The organism is Halomonas sp. PR-M31 (assembly GCF_001039575.1).
GTDB lineage: Bacteria > Pseudomonadota > Gammaproteobacteria > Pseudomonadales > Halomonadaceae > Modicisalibacter.
In genome coordinates this window covers 1-21,438 of sequence record NZ_JIBT01000037.1, presented here as the reverse complement: position 1 = coordinate 21,438, position 21,438 = coordinate 1, and the positions used below count along the sequence as shown (strand labels likewise).

At 60.3% G+C, this 21,438-nt stretch carries 21 protein-coding genes; all 21 read right to left on the bottom strand.

The features are described from left to right. The coding region (locus tag CH74_RS17820) for a DUF4214 domain-containing protein (protein WP_053070738.1) at positions 1 to 1,054 on the bottom strand (1,054 nt) is incomplete at its 3' end. Between the two features lie 300 nt (positions 1,055 to 1,354). Beyond that, positions 1,355 to 1,651: an addiction module antidote protein gene (locus CH74_RS11365; RefSeq protein ID WP_048307590.1), complete on the bottom strand. Its 297-nt coding sequence runs from the start codon at positions 1,649 to 1,651 to the stop codon at positions 1,355 to 1,357. Beyond that, on the bottom strand, positions 1,648 to 1,947 hold the full coding sequence (locus tag CH74_RS11360) for a type II toxin-antitoxin system RelE/ParE family toxin (protein WP_048307588.1): 300 nt from the start codon (positions 1,945 to 1,947) through the stop codon (positions 1,648 to 1,650). The genes CH74_RS11365 and CH74_RS11360 overlap by 4 nt, the downstream gene beginning before the upstream one ends. A 187-nt stretch (positions 1,948 to 2,134) precedes the next feature. Continuing rightward, positions 2,135 to 2,425, bottom strand: a complete 291-nt coding sequence (locus CH74_RS18790; protein ID WP_172656332.1) for a glycosyltransferase — start codon at positions 2,423 to 2,425, stop codon at positions 2,135 to 2,137. After that, a complete protein-coding gene (locus CH74_RS11355; protein ID WP_053070736.1) occupies positions 2,383 to 4,659 on the bottom strand; it encodes a glycosyltransferase in 2,277 nt (758 codons plus the stop codon). Before CH74_RS11355 ends, CH74_RS18790 begins: the two co-directional genes overlap by 43 nt. Positions 4,660 to 4,693: 34 nt before the next feature. Beyond that, entirely contained in the window at positions 4,694 to 5,725 is a 1,032-nt protein-coding gene (locus tag CH74_RS11350; protein WP_048307586.1) for a glycosyltransferase family 4 protein, read from the bottom strand. After that, positions 5,722 to 6,123 (bottom strand): hypothetical protein, encoded by a 402-nt coding sequence (locus CH74_RS17810; RefSeq protein WP_172656331.1) that lies wholly within the window; start codon positions 6,121 to 6,123, stop codon positions 5,722 to 5,724. The genes CH74_RS11350 and CH74_RS17810 overlap by 4 nt, the downstream gene beginning before the upstream one ends. After that, positions 6,081 to 7,349 carry a bifunctional 2-polyprenyl-6-hydroxyphenol methylase/3-demethylubiquinol 3-O-methyltransferase UbiG gene (locus CH74_RS17805; RefSeq protein WP_053070734.1) on the bottom strand — a complete coding sequence of 423 codons (1,269 nt, stop codon included), beginning with the start codon at positions 7,347 to 7,349 and terminating at the stop codon, positions 6,081 to 6,083. Before CH74_RS17805 ends, CH74_RS17810 begins: the two co-directional genes overlap by 43 nt. 12 nt (positions 7,350 to 7,361) lie before the next feature. Then, on the bottom strand, positions 7,362 to 8,588 hold the full coding sequence (locus tag CH74_RS11340; protein WP_048307584.1) for an ABC transporter ATP-binding protein: 1,227 nt from the start codon (positions 8,586 to 8,588) through the stop codon (positions 7,362 to 7,364). An 11-nt stretch (positions 8,589 to 8,599) separates the two neighbouring features. Further along, positions 8,600 to 9,163 (bottom strand): ABC transporter permease, encoded by a 564-nt coding sequence (locus CH74_RS18290; RefSeq protein WP_253273041.1) that lies wholly within the window; start codon positions 9,161 to 9,163, stop codon positions 8,600 to 8,602. Beyond that, complete coding sequence (locus tag CH74_RS19575) at positions 9,082 to 9,402, bottom strand: hypothetical protein (protein ID WP_253273040.1); 321 nt, start codon at positions 9,400 to 9,402, stop codon at positions 9,082 to 9,084. The genes CH74_RS18290 and CH74_RS19575 overlap by 82 nt, the downstream gene beginning before the upstream one ends. A 5-nt stretch (positions 9,403 to 9,407) precedes the next feature. Next, positions 9,408 to 10,610, bottom strand: coding sequence for a glycosyltransferase family 1 protein (locus tag CH74_RS11330; RefSeq protein WP_053070732.1), 1,203 nt, complete (start codon positions 10,608 to 10,610; stop codon positions 9,408 to 9,410). Further along, positions 10,607 to 11,875 carry a glycosyltransferase family 4 protein gene (locus CH74_RS11325; RefSeq protein ID WP_082140400.1) on the bottom strand — a complete coding sequence of 423 codons (1,269 nt, stop codon included), beginning with the start codon at positions 11,873 to 11,875 and terminating at the stop codon, positions 10,607 to 10,609. Before CH74_RS11325 ends, CH74_RS11330 begins: the two co-directional genes overlap by 4 nt. Next, the gene (locus CH74_RS11320; protein WP_048307583.1) at positions 11,868 to 13,346 is read right to left on the bottom strand and encodes a mannose-1-phosphate guanylyltransferase/mannose-6-phosphate isomerase; all 1,479 of its coding nucleotides are present in this window, start codon (positions 13,344 to 13,346) and stop codon (positions 11,868 to 11,870) included. The genes CH74_RS11325 and CH74_RS11320 overlap by 8 nt, the downstream gene beginning before the upstream one ends. A gap of 13 nt (positions 13,347 to 13,359) precedes the next feature. Continuing rightward, positions 13,360 to 14,070, bottom strand: coding sequence for an exopolysaccharide biosynthesis polyprenyl glycosylphosphotransferase (locus CH74_RS19570; RefSeq protein ID WP_253273039.1), 711 nt, complete (start codon positions 14,068 to 14,070; stop codon positions 13,360 to 13,362). Further along, entirely contained in the window at positions 14,067 to 14,732 is a 666-nt protein-coding gene (locus CH74_RS19565; protein WP_253273038.1) for a hypothetical protein, read from the bottom strand. Before CH74_RS19565 ends, CH74_RS19570 begins: the two co-directional genes overlap by 4 nt. A 6-nt stretch (positions 14,733 to 14,738) precedes the next feature. Beyond that, a complete protein-coding gene (locus CH74_RS11310) occupies positions 14,739 to 16,070 on the bottom strand; it encodes a TolC family outer membrane protein (RefSeq protein ID WP_053070731.1) in 1,332 nt (443 codons plus the stop codon). A gap of 212 nt (positions 16,071 to 16,282) precedes the next feature. Further along, entirely contained in the window at positions 16,283 to 16,711 is a 429-nt protein-coding gene (locus CH74_RS20020) for an HlyD family efflux transporter periplasmic adaptor subunit (protein WP_367379114.1), read from the bottom strand. 47 nt (positions 16,712 to 16,758) lie between these two features. After that, a complete protein-coding gene (locus CH74_RS20015; RefSeq protein ID WP_367379113.1) occupies positions 16,759 to 17,670 on the bottom strand; it encodes a hypothetical protein in 912 nt (303 codons plus the stop codon). After that, a complete protein-coding gene (locus CH74_RS11300; RefSeq protein ID WP_048307581.1) occupies positions 17,667 to 19,454 on the bottom strand; it encodes a type I secretion system permease/ATPase in 1,788 nt (595 codons plus the stop codon). Before CH74_RS11300 ends, CH74_RS20015 begins: the two co-directional genes overlap by 4 nt. 196 nt (positions 19,455 to 19,650) lie before the next feature. Continuing rightward, positions 19,651 to 20,925, bottom strand: coding sequence for a serine hydroxymethyltransferase (gene glyA / locus CH74_RS11295; protein ID WP_048307579.1), 1,275 nt, complete (start codon positions 20,923 to 20,925; stop codon positions 19,651 to 19,653). Positions 20,926 to 21,438 lie beyond the last annotated feature (513 nt).

Below are 21,438 nucleotides of genomic sequence, written 5' to 3'. Positions count from 1 at the left end.
CGTTATCGCCACCGCCAGTATCGCCGCCGCCGTTGTCACCACCACCGTTGTCACCGCCACCGCCGGTATCGCCACCACCGTTGTCACCACCGCCGTTGTCGCCGCCGCCTGCGTCACCACCACCGGTATTACCATCACCGTTATCGCCGCCTGTGTCACCACCACCGGTATTGTCATTAGTGATGCTGTCGATCACGTTCTTGGCGTCATCCAGGTTGTAGTTGTCGCCGCTTTGATCGGTGTATTGCTGGGCTGCTTCAACGCGGGACTGGAAGAACTCTGCATCGCTGCCGGTCGCGCCGTTCTTGATGGTCAGGGCGATTTCCGCCAGGCTCTTTTCGCCGCGATCCAGCACGCCGGCGTAGTAATCGAGCCCGCCTTTGTCGCCATCGCGATCAAATAGCTGCTGGTAAAGGACGTTGACCAGTTCCCGGTTGTCCAATCCGCTGAAGTTGTCCTGGTATTCCTGGGAATCGCCGAAGTTGTTGATGATGGCGCCCTGGCCCTTGGCATCTGCCTGCTCTGCCCAGTAGCGCTGACCGGCGCTGTCCGCCGGGCGGCCGTAGTAGGCCACGTACATTTCCTGCACGAAGTCGAGGCTGGCATCGCTGGGGACGCTGATGTCCTCGATGGCGTCGCGACCTGCTTCCACGTTGTAGTCGTCGCCGCTTTCATTTGTGTAGCGTTGGGCTTCTGCGACCCGGGCGTTGAAGAACATGGCATCCTGGCCTTCGGCGCCGTTCTTGATGGTGAGAGCGATCTCCGCCAGGCTCTTTTCGTTGTTATCCAGCAGGCCGGCGTAGTACTCGACGCCTTCTGCATCGCCATCTCGGCCGAAGAGCTGCTGGTAAAGGTTGTTGACCAATTCGGCGCTTTCGAGATCACCGAACTCGTTTTGATACTCTTCGGAGTTGCCGAAGGCTTCGACGATGCTTTGCTGGCCATTGGCATCGGCGCGCTCGGCCCAATACGCCTGACCATCGCTTTCCGCCGGGCGGCCGTAGTAAGCGACGTAGAGTTGCTGCACGAAATTCAGATTCGCTTGAGTTGCCATAATACCCTTCACCCCTGTGCGTGGATCTTTGACTAGATCCTCTAATGAAAACTCTTTCTCCAGGTCGTTTTAGGAACGACTCTTGGCGTTTTCAGAGGTGATACCACCAACGTTACTGATTGTTAAACCTTGTAACCAAAAATGGTTCTATTTGTGGGTATTGTTAATTAAGAACTTGGAATCGGTAGGAAATCCGGCTAATCGGATTGATGCTTTTTGTAATCGGCCGTGATTAAAAAAGCCGACGCGGGAGCGTCGGCTTTTAGAAATATCTGGCGGGCTTACGTAGAGGCGAATCCATCACGTTATCTGTCCGCGAGGACGCGCCGTCAGGTCGACACCCAGAGCACGCATGACAGTCAACATGGTTTTCAGGGTGGGGTTGCCCTGTTCACTGAACGAGCGGTAGAGCTGTTCGCGAGACAGTCCCGTTTCCCGGGATAATTCGGTCATACCCCGAGCTCTGGCAACGACGCCCAACGATCTGGCAATGTAAGCCGTATCGCCGGTTTCCAAGGCATCAGCCAGAAAAATGGCAATGGCTTCATCGCTATCTAGCGCAGCGGCTGGATCGTAATCGTAAATATGTTCGCTCATGAAGCTCTCCACTCATTTGAGAGACGCAAAGCTGTCTTGATGTCTTGCTGCTGGGTGCGCTTATCTCCTCCGCAAAGCAACAGCACGATTTCGTTGCCATGTTGCCGGAAGTACACTCGATATCCCGGGCCATGATTGATCCGCAATTCGCTGACACCATGCCCGACCGGCTTCACATCCCTAGCTAGACCATTCGCGAGACGAAATACCCGTGCAGCAATCAAGGCCTTGGCGCGTCGATCCTTTAGCTTGCGCTCCCACTTCAAGTAGGTTTCAGTCTGTTTGATATCGAGCATGGACATCATTGTAGTTTTAAAACTACACATAAAGCAATGCCCGGATTCGAACAACTACTAGGAAACTTGAAAAGGGAATAACCCTTCCCTGCGCTTCGCGCCTTGACTGACACTTTTTGATGCAGCAACGCGGTTCGCGATGAAACGTCAACAGGCCCTAGGGCGTTGATAGAGAAATGGCATGGTCTCAACTGGATAGCTCGGCAGCCAACCGCTTCACCGCTTGGGGCCAGGAGAAGTGCTTTTCGGTGAGTTCCCGGGCACGTTCCACCTGTGCTTGACGGGCGTCGTCGTCGCTTGCGATCAGTTTTTGCAACGCCTTGGCGAAGTGCTCGGTTTCGGCGATCCATACCGCGCTTTCCGGGAATTCCAGGCCGCGATTGCCAAAGGGGGTGGTCAGCACGGGCACTCCGCTGGCGGTGTAGTCCAGCATCTTCAGGTTGCTGCCGGAGCCGCTGAACATGGGGTTGAGCGCCACGTCCACGCTTGCCAGCAATACCCGTAGCTGGGCGTCGTCCACCCGGCCGAGGCGCGCACGTTGGGGGGCAGATAGCGAAAGTCCGGATGCTGGCACAGGCTGCCCGCGAGATAGAAGGCAACCTTGGGGCAGGCCGGAGCCAGGCGGTGAACGATGAACTCCGCGGCTTCCAGGTTGGGCCCGTGAAAACTGCCCAGAAACAGCGCAACCGGCCGGGTCTGGCGCAATCGCTTCTGCCAGCGCTGCCGGGCAGCGCTGTCCACGAAGGGCAGGCGTTCAAGATCCGCGCAATTATTGACCACCAGCCCCTTGTCCGCAGGCAGGTCGTAGCGCTCACGAAAGCGCTTCAAGTCACCTTCGGCGCAGGCCAGGATGTTATCGCTCTCCTGACAGGCCAGGCGCTCCGCGGTCTCTACCTCGACCATCGCCGCTTCCGCTTCGGTCACGCCTTTTTCCAGGGCCTCATGAATGATGCCGCGCTTCAAGTCCGTTTCGACGTTATGGGATTCGTACAGCCAGGGGCCCTCGAAATGGGCTTGCAAGGCGTGCACCAGATAGGGATGGGCGCAAACCCCAAGGGTGGCGGTCACCGCATGGCTTTTCAGGGCGCGAATATAGGCAGGGTTGTGTTCCCAGCCGTGAATGGCAGCAATGTCATCGACGGACGCCCGCAGGGCCTTGCTCAGCGACTTCTGCTGTCGGGCCTGGGCCGCACTCAACGGAATGCCGTGCTCGAAAAGCCCCGGTGCGATTTCCGTGCATTTTTCCGGATAGTCCTGAGGGAGAAGCACCAGCAGCGTGACCCGAACCCCGAGCTCCTTGGCGATATGCCGATAGAGATGGTACATGCGGCTCTGCCCGCCCCCCATGGGCGGGTAGACGGAGTAGGTGTTAAGCACCAGCCAATGGCCGCGTCGTGAGTCATTCGTCATGGCATCGGCCAGGCTGCCGGCGGCGCTTGCCGCCCCAAGGCCCATGACCACGGGGAAAGACGGGGGTGCCTGATCCGCACTCGGGGTGTCGCCGAGCAGTTCGCGTACCGTGTCCGCCCAGTTGACGTGGGCCACCCGGGCCTTGGCGGCCTTGCCCATCTTCTGCGTGCGCCGGGGGTTTTCCACCGCCTGGGTGATGGCCGCCGCCAGGGCGTCCGGCTCCGGAGCCACGCTCCAGCCGGTCACGCCGTGCTCGACGAACTCATTGACGCCGCCGGTATCCGTGCAGGTAATCACCGCCTTGGCTGCCCCCATGGCCTCCACGGTGATCAGGCCGTAGTCCTCGTCGAAAGGTAAAAACGGCACAGCTAAGGCGTCCCGGTACTGCTCCACTACGTCGCTGTCGCGAACGAAGCCTAGAAAGCGCACCCGAGGGTCGTCCTTTGCCATCTCCTTGAGTTCGGCTTCCATGGGGCCGGTGCCGGCGATACGAAGCTCGCAGTCCACCTCGGTCTGCAGGAAGGCCCGCAGCAGCAGATCGACCCGCTTGGGGCCGTCCAGTCGGCTGACGGTGAAGAGATAATCGTAATGTCGCCCTTCAAATACCGGCAGATCCGAGGGGTGATGAATGATCTGAATCGGCACGCCTTCCGGGAAGTAGTCCGCGCGGCGAGTGACATTGCGGGAAATGGCGGCAAAACGGGCAATCGCCTTGGGCGAGAGCGCGATGGCGTCCAGATGGTGCAGGATGGCCCGGGTCAGAGGGCCGGGAAAGTGCAAAAGGCCATCCCGTACGCTCTGGGGCAGGGTGCGATCGTTCATTAGCCCTTGCACCCTAGCAAACAGTTCCGGCAGCTGGGCGCGTTCGGGATTGGACGCAAGTAGACGACGCAAGCCCTTCAAGCGCGGATGATGGCGCAGCAAGGCAATGCCGCGCCTGCCCTTCTCCACCGGCCAGGCCTCCGGCTCGAAGGCATCGACCCCTGCCCGTTCCGGCCAGGGGTAGGTGTCGTAAAGCCCGCGCAGGGTGTGCTGCAGATACACATGATGCTCGGGGTGTTCGATCATCCAGGCCGGGTACTTGGTGGAAATCACCCGATCGAAATGACTCAGATCAAGCTCGGAAAAGCGCTGATAGCTTGCCATCAGCTCCGGGAAGTTGCGCTCCGGGCTTGGCAGCTTGATCAGCTCCATCTGGTGATCGCTTAACTGGTTGGCGTGGTGCAAGAGCCCCCACCAGAGTTTTTCCGCGCCGCCCACGGTAAAGGGCACGGCACTGGGGGCAACAAGTGCGATCTTCATTCCCTGGCCTCGTTCATTCCCTACTCATCCTTTGTTAGGTTCTGTCCAGCAGGCGCTCCACGACCTGGGGCCAACCAATGCCGGCGCGATGATAAGCGTCAAGCCCGGCCCGGCCCATTTGTGCGCTGCGCTCCCGATTGGCGTAGGCCTCATCGATGGTGGCAGCAATGGCTTCCGGCTCTGCGGGCAGCACCCAGCCGGTCTCATCGTGTTGGACGAATTCTCTTGGACCGCCGCTGTCCTCGCAGGTGATGACCGGCTTGCTGGAGAGCATGGCTTCCAGGGTGATGTAGCCGTAGTCCTCGTCCTTGGGGCCGAAGAATACCGCCAGGGAGTGGGCATACCAGGCGCGTTTTTCCGCCTCGCTGAAGCGTCCAGTGAGACGCACACGATCACTCAGCTTGTGCTTCTCGATGAGCCGCTGATAGCGCTTCGCCTGACCGCCGCTGCCGGCAATCAGGATGCGCACCGGGCTTTTCAGGTGCCGCGCCGCCTCGATCAGCAAATCCTGGCGCTTGAGGCTTTCCAGGCGGCTGGGGCAGAACACATAGCCCCAGTCCTCGTCGCAGTAAAAGCGCTGTGCATCAAAAGGCGGGTGATACAGCGGCCTGGCGGTCAGATCGTTGTAGGTGGCCATGCGCTCCGCGACCCGGCGAGAATTGGCGAACAGCGCCTTAGCCCGGCTCAAATGGCGCTTATCAAAAGCGTGAATGGCCTTGCGCAGCTCTCGCTGCTCTTTTGTGGCTTTGTCGTCTTCCCAGAGTTCGTACATGGCCCGGTGCTGGTGCATCACCCATACCACGTGCTCCGGGTGATTCACGCCGTAGCCGGGAAACTGCAGGCTGATGGTGCGATCGATGGCCTGGCCGTTGGGGGCGGTGAAATCCAGGGTCTCGACATATTCCATCAGCCGGTGAATGTCGCTTTCCGGCTGAAAGCGAAACGGAAAGCGCAGCAGCTCTGCCTCGTGGCCATGCGCTTTGAGGGCGCGAGTCACGCCTTCGATGTGATAATCCGCGCCGCCGTGCAGGAAAGGCACCAGATTGGCGGTGACCAGCACTCTCATGCGCTCGCCTCCTGGCTCTTGTCGTCCGCAGGCGCATCGTTAGATGCCTCGACGTTCTGTTCTTCCTCGGTCATCTTTTGCGCGGCCAGCTCCGTGGGCGCGGCCTTGAGCCCTACTACTGCAAAGTCCTGGGGGCCGCACAGATGACCATTGACCCGCTCCGTCAAGGCATCGTTGCCGGGCACCTTGGCTTCTTCCGGGTAAGGGTTGAAGCGGCGCACCTCCACCTCGGCGAAACCATGATAGGTCAGCAAAAACGACATGGCAGTGGGCGTGAGCGGATTGAGATGGGTGGGGTCGTGATAGAAGGTATGACTGCCCACCAGAATGTTCTCCGGGTTGGGCGTCTCAAGGATCAGCACGCCCCCGGGCGCCAGCACCCGTTGGGCTTCATCCACCAGGGCGTAGAGCACATCGAAGGCAGATGCTCGGCGATATGGAAGGCGCTTACCAGGGCGTGGCTATCCTCCGGCTGGCGGCGCAGCTCGGCGATGGCGTCGTCGTGCACCACGTCAAACCCGAGGGTGTGGCAGTGATCCACCATGGCGACGTTGAGATCCACGCCGCGAGCCTCGAAGCCCTCGTTTGCCAGCAACTTGAGCCATTCGCCCCGGCCACAGCCTACGTCCAGCGCCTTTTTGCCGGCTTGATGAGCGGCATCGATCTGGGGCTGATACTGGCGCAAGTGGGCGGCGATCTGGGCTTCGCTACCGCGACAGGCGTCTTCAAAGGCCAGGTAGTAGGCGTCGATCAGATCCTGGGACAGGGCCTCGGCCCGCTCTGGCGTAGCGGGCAGCTCGTTCGGCTGGGCGACAAGGCGCTCCACGGCCCGGCGCTGATGCTGCAGGGCGCTCCACAGGGCGGGTTGGTGGCGTTCCAGTTCATCGGTGCGCTGCCCGGCCTGTTTGAAGTCGCGCTGTATTTGCTCCTGAAAAACCTGCTGCTGCTCTTCTTGTGCCTGCAGTCGAGCGTCCTGTTCCCTGGCCTCCGCGCGGCCCCGTTCAAGCTCCGAGTCCTGACGCCGCAGATCGTTTTCAATCTCGATCAGCACGTCCTGCAGGATGGTGCTGCGCCGGGCATTTTCCGCTTCAAGCCGAGCCAGGCGCTCTTGTTCGCGCCAGCGCGGGCGCATCAGCACGCCCACCAGCCGGTACATCAGACGCACCGGTGGACGCACCAGCTTGCTCATTATTCCCGGGCGCTCGACGATTCGCACGGGCAGCCTGAGCAGGCGCTGGTGAGGAATGACGATGCCCTTGTTGTTCAGGTGCTGGCGGCACTCGCTGGCGCGAAGCAGGTCGCCCAGCACATAAAGCCGCCCGCAGCGGGGCAGCTCGGTCAGGTAGCTCTGCAGCCCCACCGGATCGACGTCCCGGCCCAGCAGCAGGCGATAGCTGCGCTGCAGGAAGGCAGGATCGTTCGAGAGCGGCGTGACGAGCTCTTCAAGACGAGGATTCCAGGGGTTCTTGATGGGAATCTCGGGTTCCGCGCTCAGCCGCTCGAGCATCTGCTGGCGATCGCCCCCCGGCGGCGGCTCCGCAGAGGGTTCGTCGATATCGAGCTGGCGGGCCACGCTTTTCAAGCGATCGATCAGGCTGTCGATGTCATTGAAGGTCTTGGACATGTGAAAACGTTCCTAAGGCTGCTGGCTGGCGGTTTCCGGGGTTTTCACCGGGGCCAGCTGTAACTCCATGGGCAGGCGGCAGACACCGGAAAACAGGTGCTGCTTGTAGCCGGCCACTTCGAACTGCAGATAGCTGTCGCACCACCAGTAGCAGTCTTCCAGATGATGCTCGCGGCTGTGCAACCCCACGGTGACGGTATACTTGCCCGGGGCGATGTCCGCCTTGAAACGCAGGTGCACCTGCTGGGACTGGGACTGTTTCAGTGACAGGGTCTGGCCGAGCTGGAAGGTATTGACGCCGAAGATGTCCTGACCGAAACGGTCCCGCACTAGCAGGCCCAGGGTCACGTCCTCGACGTTGGTGCTGGCCTTCAGGGTCAGGCACACGTCCAGCGTTTCGCCGCTGGCGATGGTGGTGCTCTCGCTGTCGTCGCCTTTGAGCTCGCCGTCGATGACGCGAATCTCGCCGCTGCCGTAGGCACCGTGATGGCGATTCTGATGGCGCCCCTCTTCTTCTTCCGCCTGGCGGGCCATGATGCGGTTGTAGCGATTGACCGCATCGTCCGCGTCGCCGTTGAAGACCACATGGCCGTCTTCTAGCACCAGGGCCCGGTCGCAGAGCATCTTGACCGCGTTGAGGTCATGAGAGACGAACAGGATCGAGCCGCCGCTGTCCTTGAACTCGCGAATGCGCTTCATGCACTTCTGCTGGAAGTAGCCGTCCCCTACCGACAAGGCTTCGTCCACCAGAAAACAGCGCGGGTCCGCGTGGATGGCCACGGAAAACGCCAGACGCATGACCATGCCGGAGGAATAGGTGCGAAGCGGCTCGTCGATGTAGCCGCCAAGCTCGGAGAAGTCGATGATGGCGTCCCGGCGGGCCTCGATCTCGTCGTGGGTCATGCCCAGCATCAGGGCGTTGGCGTTGATGTTCTGGCGCCCGGTCAGCTCCACGTTGAAGCCGGTGCCCAGCTCCAGAAGGCCGGTAATGCGCCCATCGATATCGATTTGTCCGCTGTCCGGCAGCAGCACCCCGGTAAGCAGCTTGAGCAGGGTCGATTTGCCGGCGCCGTTGCGCCCCAACACCCCCAGCACTTCACCCGGGGCGACCTGAAAGCTTACGTCCTTCAGGGCGTGGTAGCTGGTATGACGGCTTTTTCCGGTGACGGCTTCGAGGAAGCGGTCGATGGGCCGGTGAAACAGCTTGAAGGACTTGTTGAGGCCTTGAATCTCGATCATGTCAGGCTCCCTTACAAACAATCGCGCAGATCGCGCTCGGTTCTACCCAACAGCCATAGGGACAGCGACAGCACCCCGGCGGTGACCAGCGCAAACAGCGCAAGATGGGACAGATCCGGCAGACGCTGATACATGATCAGGTCGCGATAGGCGTTGACCAGGGTAAAGAAGGGGTTGAGCTCCATCCAGAGCAGCGCCCAGGGTGGAATGATCTCCGGCACATAGACGATGGGGGTGATCCAGAACCATACCTGCAGCACCACGGCCACCACCTCCTTGATGTCTTTCAAATACACCGCCATGACCGCGAGCCCAAGCCCCACCGCGTAGACGCACACGCACTGCAGGGCAAAAACCAGCGGTACCCCGAGCCAGTAAAGGCTAATCGGGAAATCGATCAGCACCAGAAAGCCGATGAAAAAGCCCATGCTGATGACATAGACGATGGTTTCCGCCAGCAGTACCGCCAGCGGCAGCGCCAGCAGGGAGATGTTCACCTTGGTGACCAGGTTGCTCTGATCCCGAAACAGATTGGTGATGCGGGCAAGGCTATTGGCGAAGGCGGTCCAGGCCAGTACCCCGCAGATGAGATAGATACTGTAGGAGTACTGGTCGATCTCGGCGCCGAAGCTTCGAGCTTGGCCCCCATGATGCGGGAAAACACCAGCACGAAGACCAGGATGTTGACCAGCGGGCCGATAAAGGTCCAGGTGGCGCCTAGAAGCGATCCGGAGTGGCGGTCGATGAGATCCTGTCGGGCCAGATGCAGTATCACCGGTATGCTGGCGCGCAGGGCGCGAGGGTGTTGTCGCATGGCGTTCAATGACTCATGGCATGGCGAAAGGAGGCACGCAGGTTAGCCGCGGAATGCTGCCAAGTAAAATGCCCGGCGCGCAATCGCCCCGCGTCGCGCAATGATTGTCCCAGGGCACTGTCGTCCTGGAGGCGCTCCAGAGCCTGTCGAATGGCGCCGGTATCGTCCGGATCGACCTTGAGGGCGGCATCCGCCGCGACCTCCTGAGTGGCGCTGCGATCCGCGGTGACCACCGGCACGCCGGCGGCCATGGCCTCGATGACCGGCATGCCAAAGCCTTCGTAACGAGAGATATAAGCAAACAATGTGGCATTTGCGTACAGCGCCGGCAGATCCGCATCCTGGATGTAACCCAGCTGGCGCACACGACCGTCTTCGATAGCATTCAGAGCCTTTTGTGACAGCCGCTGATCGCCCCAGCCCCGTTGTCCTGCCAATAGTAACGGGCAATTTCGCTGGCGCTCTAGAGATTGATCAAGAAAGGCGTCGAGCAGGCGCGGCAGATTCTTGCGCGGCTCCAGCGTACCCACGCTCAGGCAATAATGCGCCGGCAGATCGTGCCGCTTGCGTACCCGTTCGCGCTGGTGGGCGTCCGCGTTGAAGAAGCGCTCGGCGACGCCGGGCGAGACGATGTCAATGCGGGCCGGGTCGATATCGAAAAGCGCAGTCAGCTCCTGCGCGGTAAACCGGGAGACCACGTTGATGCGGGTGGCGCCGGCAAGGCTTGCCTTGAGATGGCGCTCGAGAAAGGCGATGCGATCCTTGGGGTGATACTCGGGAAAGCGCCGATGGGAAAGATCGTGCACCGTGACCACGCTTCTGCCGGGCCAGGGCAGGCGCACATAGTTGGGCTCCCAGTAAAGTGCATCCTTCGGGTTCGCCTGCCGGCTTGCATGGCGGTGCAGCCTGAGCCCCGTGGCCTTGTGATACAGATAGCGGGTGGCGCCGTTGCGCAGATAGCGTCTGGCCCATTGGGACAGGCGCCCTTCCGGTGCCGACAATGATGTTTCGTCCGCGGCGCCGTCGTCGACATCAGGGCTTCCAAGCAGCGGATGGTCGCTGCTCAAACGAAGGATACGCGGCCCGAGAAGCCCGGCTATTTGATCGCCTTCGGACTCTCTCACCAGCTCTCTTGTAAGCTCTCGCGTGTAATGGCCGATGCCGGTCAAGGGCTTGAGCAGCGGTTCCAGATTGATGATCAGATTCATGACGGCTCGCGAAGCCGTTCCGCGCTCTCCAGAAGCTTCGCCTCACCCAACAGCATATGCAGACGCTCCCAGAACATTTCCTCGGAAAAGCGCTCCGCGTTGCGCCGGCAGGCTTGGGGTGAGAACTGACGCATCTCGAAGCGCAGGATCGCATCATTTAGGCTCTGCGGGGTGTGATGCTCGAAGAATACGCCGGTGGCATTCTCGTCGTCAGGATGGCTCGCCGAGCGTACGGTTTCCCGCGCACCGCCCTGGCCAAAGGCGATCACCGGCGTGCCGCAGGCCTGGGCTTCTAACGGCAAAATGCCGAAGTCTTCGTTGGCAGCGAAGATAAAGCCTCGGGCGCGTGAGAGATAATCCTGCAGCACTTCATCCTCGCAGTAGCCCAGCACCTCGATATTGGCCGCCCCTTGGGCCATCTTGGCCAGGCGTTCCCGCTCCGGTCCATCGCCGATGATGACCAGACGACGATCCGGCAGCGCCAGAAAGGTCTCGACGATCAAATCCAACCGCTTGTAGGGCACCAGCCGGGAGGCCGCCAGGTAGAAGTCGTCTCGGGGGCCTGGATTGCATTCAAGCCGACGCACCGCTACCGGCGGATGCAGCACCTTCGCGTCCCGTCGGTAGTACTTCTTGATGCGCCCGGCCACGTTGGCGGAGTTGGCCCAGAAATGATCGACCTGACTCGCGGAGAAGTAGTCCCATTGGCGCAGCCGGGAGAGCACATGCCGGGCCAACCAGGAAAGCGGTGGCTTCAGTGCGGCGTCCTTCAAGTAGCGCTCTTTCATGTCCCAGGCATAGCGAATCGGGGTGTGGCAATAGCAGATATGGGTCTGCTGGGGATGAGTGATCACGCCCTTGGCCACCGCATGACTCGAGGAGAGGACCAGATCATAGTCGCTGACGTCGAACTGCTCGATGGCAAAGGGCATGAAGGGTAAAAAGTGGCGGTAGCGTTTTTTCGCGAAAGGAACACGCTGTAGAAAGCTGGTGGTAATCCTATGGCCGTTCAGCCATTGCCGCTGCCGATCCGCCAGGGTATCGACGAGGGTGAAGATATCCGCCTGGGGGAAGGCCCGCAAAAGCGCCTCGAGTACCTTTTCGGCACCGCCGTTGGTGACCAGCCAGTCGTGGACGATGGCCACCCGCCAAGGGGACGTTGCCCGGCGCAGGCGCTCCAGGGGCAAGATGGCTGCCACCTGAAGCGGGGCTTTTTCATGTAGGTCTGCGTACTCTTCCCTGGGTACGGGGCTTCCTTCAGGCATTCTGGCCCTCGGTAGCCGTTTGATCGGCCACTCGTCCATAGACATCGTTGAAGCGCACGATATCGTCCTCTCCCAGATAGCGGCCGGTCTGCACTTCGATCAAACGCAGGGGAATGACGCCAGGATTCTCGAGCCGGTGCACCGTGCCCAGGGAAATATAGGTGGATTCGTCCTCGGACAGCAGAAAGCTTTTCAACTGCCCGCTGTCGCTGTCGCCGTGGCCCTGCCCTTGAGTCACCTTGGCGGTGCCCTGCACCACGACCCAGTGCTCGGCGCGGTGATAGTGCATCTGCAGGGACAGGGTCTGCCCCGGATTGACCACGATCTCCTTCACCTGAAAGCCGTCGCTGATGACCATGGTGCGGTAATGCCCCCAGGGGCGATACACGCACTTGTGAACATGGCCTTCGCTGCGATGCTGGGCTTTCAGGATATTGACGATCTGCTTAGTGTCCTGCACGTGGTCGCGATGGGCCACCAGCACCGCGTCATCGGTCTCGACGACGATCAGATCCTGAACGCCGACCGCCGCGATCAGACGCGAGTCGCTGCGCAAGAAGCTGTCCTTGACGTCATGCAAGAGCACATCACCTTGGGTGGCGTTGCCCGCATCATCCTTGGTATTGCTGCTGAGTGCGTGAATCGCATCCCAGGCGCCGATGTCGTTCCAGCCCGGGTCCATGGGCACCACCGCCGCGTGGCGAGTATGCTCCATGACCGCATAGTCGATGGAGTCGCTGGGACAATCCGCGAAGGCCTTGGCGCCGATGCGCATGAAGTCGAGATCTTCCTGGCGCTGGGCGAAGGCGGCGTCACAGCATTCGAGAATTTGCGGGGCGTGCTGGGCGATTTCCGACAGATACTGCTTGGCACTGAACAGGAAGATGCCGCTGTTCCACAGATAGTCACCGCTCTCGAGATACTGCTGAGCGCGATCCCGGTCGGGTTTTTCGACGAAGGCATCGACCCGATAGCCGCTGTCCAGCGTCTCGCCCTTGCGGATATAGCCGTAGCCGGTATTGGGAGAATGCGGGGTGATGCCAAAGGTCACCAGATGGCCCCCGTCCACCAGGGCACGCCCCTGCTCCACTGCCTCAACGAAGGCATCAACCCGTTCGATGACGTGATCCGCCGGCATGACCAGAAGCTGCAGCTCGTCGTCAATCTCCAGGGCAGCAAGTGCCGCCAGAGTCAGCGCCGGCGCGGTGTTGCGGCCCTCCGGCTCCAGCAGGATGCGAAAGGGAGCGACGCCGAGCTGCTGCAGTTGCTCAGCCACCAGAAAACGATGCTGCTCGTTGCACACCAGCAGCGGCGACAGGCATTGCGGAATGGTCTCGGTGCGCTGAATCGCTTCCTGTAATAGCGTCAGCGTCTCTGAATTGAGCTTCAAAAACTGTTTCGGGTAGTGCTCCCGGGATACCGGCCACAAACGGGAACCGGAACCGCCGGACAGTATGACGGGTAGTATCATGAATGCTCCAGCGTCAAGGTTTGTCGTTGATAAACCCGCGCTTAATAGTCAGCAACAGTATCTTCAGATCCAGTCCCAGCGACCAATTGTTTATATAGTAGAGATCGTACTCGATACGCTTTTGCATGGCACCTACGTCTTCGGTGATGCCCCGCAGGCCATGCACCTGGGCCCAGCCGGTAATGCCGGGTTTGACCCGGTTACGCTGCATGTAGGCGCCGATCAGATCCTTGTACAGGGCATTGTGATCCATCGCATGAGGCCTTGGCCCCACCAGGGACATGCGACCCTGCAGTACGTTATAGAATTGCGGCAACTCGTCAAGACTAGTCTGCCTCAACCAGTAGCCTAAACGGGTAATCCGCTCATCTCCGTGCCGGGCCTGACAGATGCCTTTTTTTGGCGTATGCAGCTTCATGCTGCGAAACTTGTAGATCTTGAAGCGTTTGCCATCCAGGCCATGACGATACTGTTTAAAGAGTATCGGCCAGCCCATGGTGAGCCAGACGCAAAAGCCAATGATCACTGCTACGGGCAAAAAGAGAAGAAATAGTAGCGTACCCAGCAATCGATCTTCCAGGGTCTTGATGAGCCGGGCAGGACCGTTCAAGGGGCTGTAGTTCAAATCGATGGAAAACATGTCGGCCACCTGGGCCATGCGATGATTGAGCAGGCGCACGTCGGAAAGATCCGGAAAATAGCGCAGGTCCACGGGCACGCTCACCAGGCATCCGCCAACCGGTTGACGACACTGCCATCACTCAAAGGATAGCTCAGCCAGATTTCGTTGAAGTTGCGCTGGAAAGCGGAATCGCTGACAAGCTGTCGCACCGCTTTCATGACCTGAGCTTCGTCATCGTGAACGATGGTGCGATCGATGCGATAGCCGACGTAGGGCATTCCGCTGAGCCGCTTGCGAACGTGCGCCAGGTTCTCGGGTCGGCCGATGAACAGCACGGACTTGAGGTTGTAGCCGCTGGCCCGCAGCCGGCGCAGATAGATATAGAGCGCCCCTCGCAGGAACAAGCCGGTCACCAGCACCCCAATGCTGGAAAATCCCATCCACAGCCGGGAATAGATGTAGCCGCTTTGAGTCATCACCAGGAACACGCTGATCAGCAGCACCGTGACCAGCCAGCTTGCCACATAGGTGCCGAACATGCTGAAGACGCTGCGCCCGCGCCAGGGCTTGTAAAGGCCGAAGGTTTCGCCGATGGCGGGCAGCAGCAGCCCGCCGGCAATGATCAGCAGATAATACTCGACGGGATCAACGGGTATTCGTGCGGAAAAACACCAAAGAAAAAACATGCCCACAGAAACGGCGATGGCGGCATCGAAGCCGCGCATCACCATTCGTAGCATGTCGTTGTTCGCGTTGCGAAGCATCAACTCCTATCCCGATATGCGCGACAGCAGCGACGTCACCTCGACTAGATCCTGGGTGTCCAAGTCCCCCACTGCTGCCTCCAGATTCAAGTTATCAAGCAGATACTGGCGGACGACTTCAACGAATTGAATGCGCAGATCATAGAGCTCCGCGCGGGCATCGAGCACATCCACCAGATCACGCAAGCCCAGTTTTTCCCCTTTCTCGGCGGCTTCCAGGAAAAGACGACTGGACTCGATGGAGCGTTTGAGCGCCTCGATCTGCCGCACGTCGCCATTCAGGCTGCGCAGTCGCTTGCGTACCTCCTGGCGTGCCAGGTTGAGAGTATTCGTATAAGCCGCTTCGCTGGCAAGTACCGTCAACTCTCCCTGTCTAACGCTTGCGCTAGTATACCCCCCGCGATAGATGGGCACATTAAGCTCGACGCTTGCGGAGGTATTTTCACTTTCACGGAAGGGATCGTTGGAATCACGATCCGAGTAGGACAGATTGAGATTCAGCTCAGGGTAATGGCCGGCGCTGCGTATTCCGGTATCTTTTTTGGCCACCTCCTGCTGCTGCTTGGCCAGCTGCACCTCGACGTTGCCGCCGGTGCGGGAAAGCCAGTCCTCCTCCTCGCCCCAGTCGTTGGCCACCGCCAGGGTACCGAGATCACCCAAGGCAACACCGGCGAACTCCGGCAGCTGACCGGTGAGACGCTGCAGATCGCTCAAGGCATTTTCCAGTTCGTTCTCCGCACGGATCTGATCTGCCACGGCCTGATCCCGCCGGGACTGGGACTCGAACAGATTGATACGATCCCCGACCCCTAGATCGTAGGCGCGCTGGGCCTGCTTCACCTGAAGGGTAAGCGCTTCCCGCTTGGAGTCGAGCAGCCCCAGCTTGCGCGAGGCAAGATAGGCGTCAAGATACGCCTCGGCGACACCCAGGGCCAAATCCCGTTCCGCGACCGCCACCTGAAGCTCCGCGGCATTCTGCTGCGCTTCAGCCTTGCCGACCTGACGCCAGCGCTCCAGGCTGAACAGCGGCTGGGTCACCTGGACCTGCCAGGTATTGTCGTGGGTCTCGCCCTTGTAACGGGTTTCGTTGTCCGGATCGACGAACTCCTGGGACGGATCGAAATCCGAGTTGCCGGTGTAGTAGTTGTCCGAATCCTGATAGATGTAGCCGGCGCTGGCATCCACCTGGGGCCTCAACCCTGCCTTGGCCTGGGGCACCTGCTGAGCCGTGGCCTGCATGTCGTAGCGCTGGCTGGCAAGCTGGGCGTCATGATCCAGGGCCAGACCGAACAGCGCCGACAGCGAAGGCAGTGCGGATACGACATTGTCACCTTCCACGGGGAAGCGCCGGTACCGACGTCTTCCTGGGTCTGGGGCATTTGAGCTTGAGGCATTCGAGCCTGGGCTACCTGCGCCTGAGCTTGCCGAATCTCGGCTTGCTCAACGAAAGACGCGCCTTGGGCACTCACCAAGGGGGACAACAACGACCCCAGGGTCACGCCGGCCAGGGGCAATAGCGAATATTTCTTCTTGGGAACTGACACGGCTGTCTATTCCTCCTGCATGGCGCGTGCCAGCATGTCGGTGATGGGTTTGGCGATGTAGCTGGCGAAGGTGCGTTCGCCGGTGCGAATCATGACTTCCGCAGGCATCCCTGCCAGCAGCTGCATGCTTTCGGTCATATCTCGCGCGCCCTGCTCCGTCACCTTGATGCGCGCCTTGTAGTAGTAGGCGCCGGTGGCCTCGTCCTGGAAGGTGTCGGCGCTGACGTGAATGACCTCGCCTTCAATGACGTTACTCAAGCGCTGATTGAAGGCGCTGAAGCGTATTTCCGCCTCCTGGCCGCGATAGACGTTGTCCACGTCACGATCCGGCACCCGGGCTTCGACCACGAAACCATCGCCGGAGGGCACCACTTCCATGATCGGGTCTCCGGGTTTGACCACCGCACCCAGGGTATGCACCTGCAGGCCCACCACGGTGCCGGAGACCGGGGCCAGAACCGTAGTGCGCTCGACCTGATCGCTCAGAGCGGTAATACGCTCTTCCGCATCCGCGATGCTGACCTGGCTTCCCGCAGACGCTCGCCGATCTCTTTCTGAAACTCCTGCTGCTTGACCTGCTTTTGTACCTTGTTCTCGCTGATCTGGGACTTCAGTCGGGCGATCTCGGAGCGGTGCTGGGCGATCTCGCCTTCGTACTGCAGAATCTGGCGTTCAAGTTCTCGCACCCGCTGATTGTCACCCAGCCCCTCTTTGTACAAGGATCGATAATCCCCGGCTTCGTCCTTCAGAGAACTCAATCGGGAGCGATTGTTGCTGATCATCGACTCGAAGCCCTGGATCTGTTCCCGCATCTGCACGACCTGCTCGTCCAGCGCTTCCAGGGTGCCCTGCAGGGCGTCCCGACGGGCGGTGAACAGCGCGTTTTGTACCGCCAGCACTTCATTGACCCGCTGGGAGTCGCTGTCAAGCAGCTCGTCCGGGAAATCCAGGGAATCGCTTCCCTCCTGCTCCGCCAATAGCCGCACCTCCGCGGCCCGGTTGATCAGATACTGAGAGCGAGCGATCTGCAGCTGGGACAGTGCCTGAGTGTTGTTCAATATCACGACCGGCTCCCCGGCCTCCACGTGATCCCCGTCCCGGACTAGGATCTTCTTAACGATGCCGCCCTCGAAATGCTGCACCGTCTTCTTGAAGGATTCGACGGATACGGAGCCCGGTGCCACCACCGCCACCGCAAGATTGGCGGTGGCCGCCCAGCCGCCGAAACCGCCGAAGGCCACCAGCAAAATGCCGAACCCTAGACGCCGATAGCGCTTGTCCGAGGTGGGCAGCTTGCCCGCCGAGGGGGCGGCGCTGCCGGGCAGTGCCTGCTGGGGGGTGACGTCGATGCTGCGGTTGTCGCGATCGTTTGAAGCGTTGGTTTTGTCGTTCATTGGCCATGCTCCTCGGATTGCGCGTCCTTGTTTGTCTGGGCACCGCGCACCGCGGCCAGACGCGCATTCTGTGACTGACCCACCTGCCCGGTCTTGGCCGCGTTCTGCTGCTTGGCAAACTGGGCGAAGACCTGATCCCGTGGCCCGTACATGCTGACCTGGCCATCCTTGAGTACCAGCAGGTTGTCCATGTTCTTGAGAATACTGGTGCGATGGCTGATGACGAAGAGGGTGACGCCTTCCGCCTTGAGGGCCTGAAGCGCCCGGGCCAGAGCCCGCTCGCCGCTGTCGTCGAGATTGGAATTGGGCTCATCCAGCACCACCAATACCGGATTGCCGTAAAGGGCCCGGGCAAGGCCGATGCGCTGGCGCTGCCCCCCGGAGAGCACGCCGCTTGAGGCGCGAATGGCGGTATCGTAGCCGTTGGGCAGCTGCAGGATCATCTCGTGCACGCCGGCCTTCTGGGCCGCCTGAACCACCTTTTGCGGGTCTACCTCGCCGAAACGGGCGATGTTCTCGCTGATGGTGCCATCGAACAGCTCGATGTCCTGGGGCAGATAGCCGATGTAAGGCCCCAGTTCGTCCCGGTTCCACTGGGTAATGTCCGCGCCGTCCAGGCGCACCTTGCCCACCTGGGAGGGCCAGATACCCAGTATCACCCGGGCCAGGGTGGATTTACCCGCCGCACTGGGCCCAATGATGCCCACATGCTCGCCCTTGGCCACGTTGAAATTGACACCGCGAAGGGTGGCCATGCGCACCCCGGGAGGCGCCGCTGCCACGGATTCGATGGCCACCTCGCCGATTGGCGCAGGCAGGGACATGCGGCGATTCTCTTCTGGGATCTGCTCGAGCAGCTCGTTCAAGCGCTGATAGGCGGTGCGGGAGGCGACGAACCCTTTCCAGCTGCCGATCATCTGATCGATGGGCGCAAGGGCCCGGCCCATTAGAATGGAGCCTGCGATCATCATGCCCGGCGTCATACTGCCCTGCAGCACCAGATACGCCCCCAAGCCGAGAATCAAGGACTGAAACAGCAGCCTGAGTATCTTGGAGGCATTGGTCAGGGCGCCCGCCCGGTCACTTGCCTGGGACTGCTTGGTCAGAAACTCATAGTGCTTGCCGGCCCAACGTCCCATGATGCCGGGCAGCATGCCCATGGCGTGGAGCACTTCGGAGTTGCGCAGGTTGGAGTTGGCCAGATCCTGGGCCTGGATGTTTTCGCTGTTGGCTTCTGCCAGCAGTTTCTTGGTGGCTTTTTCGTTGGCCACCGCCAGAATCAGCAGCACGATGCCCGCACAGGTCGCGAAGATGCCAAGCCAGGGGTGAAAAAGAAACAGCACCGCCAGATAGACCGGCACCCAGGGGGCATCGAAAAACGCAAACAGGCCGTTGCCGGTCAGAAACTGGCGCACGTTGGTCAGATCGTTCAACGGCTGCGCGGTCTGCTGACCTTGGGCCAGCACGCTGCGTCGGAACATGGCGGTATAAAGGCGCTGGCTGATGGAGGTATCGAGCCGGTTGCCGACCCGGATCAGGATGCGTGAACGTACAAGCTCAAGCCCCCCCATGACCGCGAACAGGAACACGACCACCAGGGTCAGCATGAGGAGCGTTGCTTCACTGCGAGAAGTGATGACTCGGTCGTATACCTGCAGCATGTAAAGAGGAGGCACCAGCATGAGCAGGTTGATGAACATGCTGAAGAACCCCACCGTCATGAAAGAGCCTCTGCAGGCTTTCAACACACGTTGCAGGTCGGTGGCTTCTTTGCGGATGGCCATGGGCGCGGCTCGCTATCGATGAGAATTATGGTCGTTTCATGGGGCGCAGCGTGGATCTGACAGGCCCAGCGGGTGACAAGAGTATCAGATAATCCATGCTGAAAAGAGAAGGAAAATAGCACCATAAGACGCGCTGTTTAACCATTGCGTCTTATGGCTTTTAAATTAAAAAGCTAATAAAAATTAGCGAACCGCATCATGACCGTTCATCGCGATAGACCGGATAGCGCGCGCAGACGGTCTCGACCTTGCTTTTGACATCCGCTTCCGCGGCGCTTGAATCCCCCTTGGCCAGGGCATCGAGAATGTCGCAGATCCAGCCGGCCAGCTCCTTGCACTCGCTTTCGCCAAAGCCTCGGGTGGTCACCGCCGGCGTGCCGATTCGCAGCCCGGAGGTCACGAAAGGGCTCTGCGGGTCATTGGGCACGGCGTTCTTGTTGACGGTGATGTGAGCCCGCCCCAGAGCGGCATCCGCATCTTTACCGGTAACACCCTGCTTGATCAACGATAGCAGGAACAGATGGTCCTCGGTGCCGCCGGAAACAATCTCATAGTCCCGCTCCATGAACACCCCGGCCATGACCTGGGCGTTCTTGACCACCTGCTGTTGGTACTCCTTGAACTCCTGGCTCATGGCCTCCTTGAAGCAGACCGCCTTGGCGGCAATGACATGCATCAAGGGGCCGCCCTGGCTACCTGGGAAGACCGCCGACTGCAGCTTCTTTTCCATGTCCGCGTTGCCTTCCGCGGAGAGGATCAGGCCGCCGCGAGGGCCGCGCAGCGTCTTGTGGGTCGTGGTGGTGACCGCGTGGGCATGGGGTATCGGGCTTGGATAGACGCCGGTGGCGACCAGGCCGGCGATATGGGCCATGTCGACCAATAGATAGGCCCCTACCTCATCGGCAATCTCGCGAAAGCGCTTCCAGTCGATGATCTGGGAATAAGCGGAGAAGCCTGCGATGATCATCTTCGGCTTGTGCTCTCTGGCCAGGTTTGCCACCTGATCGTAGTCGATGCGCCCGCTGTCATCGAGACCGTACTGCACGGCCTGGTAGTGCTTGCCGGAGAAGTTCGGCTTGGCGCCGTGGGTCAGATGGCCGCCGGCGTCCAGGCTCATGCCCAGAATGGTATCGCCGGGCTTGATCAGCGCTTGAAACACCGCCGCATTAGCCTGGGAGCCGGAGTGGGGCTGCACGTTGGCGTAGCTTGCATCGAAGAGCTTCTTGGCATAATCGATGGCCAGATCCTCGACCACGTCCACGTATTCACAGCCGCCATAGTAGCGCTTGCCAGGATAGCCCTCGGCGTACTTGTTGGTCAGCTGAGTGCCTTGGGCCTCCATGACCCGGGGGCTTGCATAGTTCTCGGAAGCGATCAGCTCGATGTGGGCCTCCTGGCGTGCGACCTCCTTTTCCATCGCATCGAACAGGGCATCATCGAAACCGGCAATCTGCATGTCACGGGTGAACATGGCGGGCAACCTCTCGTTGGAAAAACAAGGCTCAATGGTAGCTCAGTGACGCGCCTCTTTCATGCGAAAGATTCTCAATTATGCCTGAGAAATTCTAAATCCAAATGGAATCCCCTCATCGCCCGATAAATCGGGCTCCTACCGTAACCAGCGCTCCTGGCTTATATAGGAGCTCGCTTCAGCAAGCGATAGGGTTTTCGCCCGGTAAACCGTGCTCCTACCAAAACTAGCGATCTTGGCTCCTGTAGGAGCTCGCTTCAGCGAGCGATAGGTTTTTCGCCCGGTAAACCGGGCTCCTACCAGAACCAGTGATCTTGGCTCCTGTAGGAGCTCGCTTCAGCGAGGGATAGGTTTCTCGCCCGGTAAATCGGGCGCCTACCAGAATCAGCGATCGTGGCTCCTGTAGGAGCTCGCTTCAGCGAGCGATAGGGTTTTCGCCCGATAGACCGGGCTTCTACCAGAACAAGTGGTCTTGGCTCCTGTAGGAGATCGCTTCAGCGAGCGATAGGTTTT

What these genes read in the sequence shown, in the direction of transcription:
- CH74_RS11330 (WP_053070732.1), bottom strand. Translation starts at nt 10,610, where the DNA reads ATGAATCTGATCATCAATCTGGAACCGCTGCTCAAGCCCTTGACCGGC.
- CH74_RS11340 (WP_048307584.1), bottom strand. Translation starts at nt 8,588, where the DNA reads ATGATCGAGATTCAAGGCCTCAACAAGTCCTTCAAGCTGTTTCACCGG.
- CH74_RS11320 (WP_048307583.1), bottom strand. Translation starts at nt 13,346, where the DNA reads ATGATACTACCCGTCATACTGTCCGGCGGTTCCGGTTCCCGTTTGTGG.
- CH74_RS11360 (WP_048307588.1), bottom strand. Translation starts at nt 1,947, where the DNA reads ATGCTCGATATCAAACAGACTGAAACCTACTTGAAGTGGGAGCGCAAG.
- CH74_RS11325 (WP_082140400.1), bottom strand. Translation starts at nt 11,875, where the DNA reads ATGCCTGAAGGAAGCCCCGTACCCAGGGAAGAGTACGCAGACCTACAT.
- CH74_RS19565 (WP_253273038.1), bottom strand. Translation starts at nt 14,732, where the DNA reads ATGCTTCGCAACGCGAACAACGACATGCTACGAATGGTGATGCGCGGC.
- CH74_RS20015 (WP_367379113.1), bottom strand. Translation starts at nt 17,670, where the DNA reads ATGAACGACAAAACCAACGCTTCAAACGATCGCGACAACCGCAGCATC.
- CH74_RS11365 (WP_048307590.1), bottom strand. Translation starts at nt 1,651, where the DNA reads ATGAGCGAACATATTTACGATTACGATCCAGCCGCTGCGCTAGATAGC.
- CH74_RS17805 (WP_053070734.1), bottom strand. Translation starts at nt 7,349, where the DNA reads ATGTCCAAGACCTTCAATGACATCGACAGCCTGATCGATCGCTTGAAA.
- CH74_RS11300 (WP_048307581.1), bottom strand. Translation starts at nt 19,454, where the DNA reads ATGGCCATCCGCAAAGAAGCCACCGACCTGCAACGTGTGTTGAAAGCC.
- CH74_RS11350 (WP_048307586.1), bottom strand. Translation starts at nt 5,725, where the DNA reads ATGAGAGTGCTGGTCACCGCCAATCTGGTGCCTTTCCTGCACGGCGGC.
- glyA (WP_048307579.1), bottom strand. Translation starts at nt 20,925, where the DNA reads ATGTTCACCCGTGACATGCAGATTGCCGGTTTCGATGATGCCCTGTTC.
- CH74_RS11355 (WP_053070736.1), bottom strand. Translation starts at nt 4,659, where the DNA reads ATGAAGATCGCACTTGTTGCCCCCAGTGCCGTGCCCTTTACCGTGGGC.
- CH74_RS19575 (WP_253273040.1), bottom strand. Translation starts at nt 9,402, where the DNA reads ATGCGACAACACCCTCGCGCCCTGCGCGCCAGCATACCGGTGATACTG.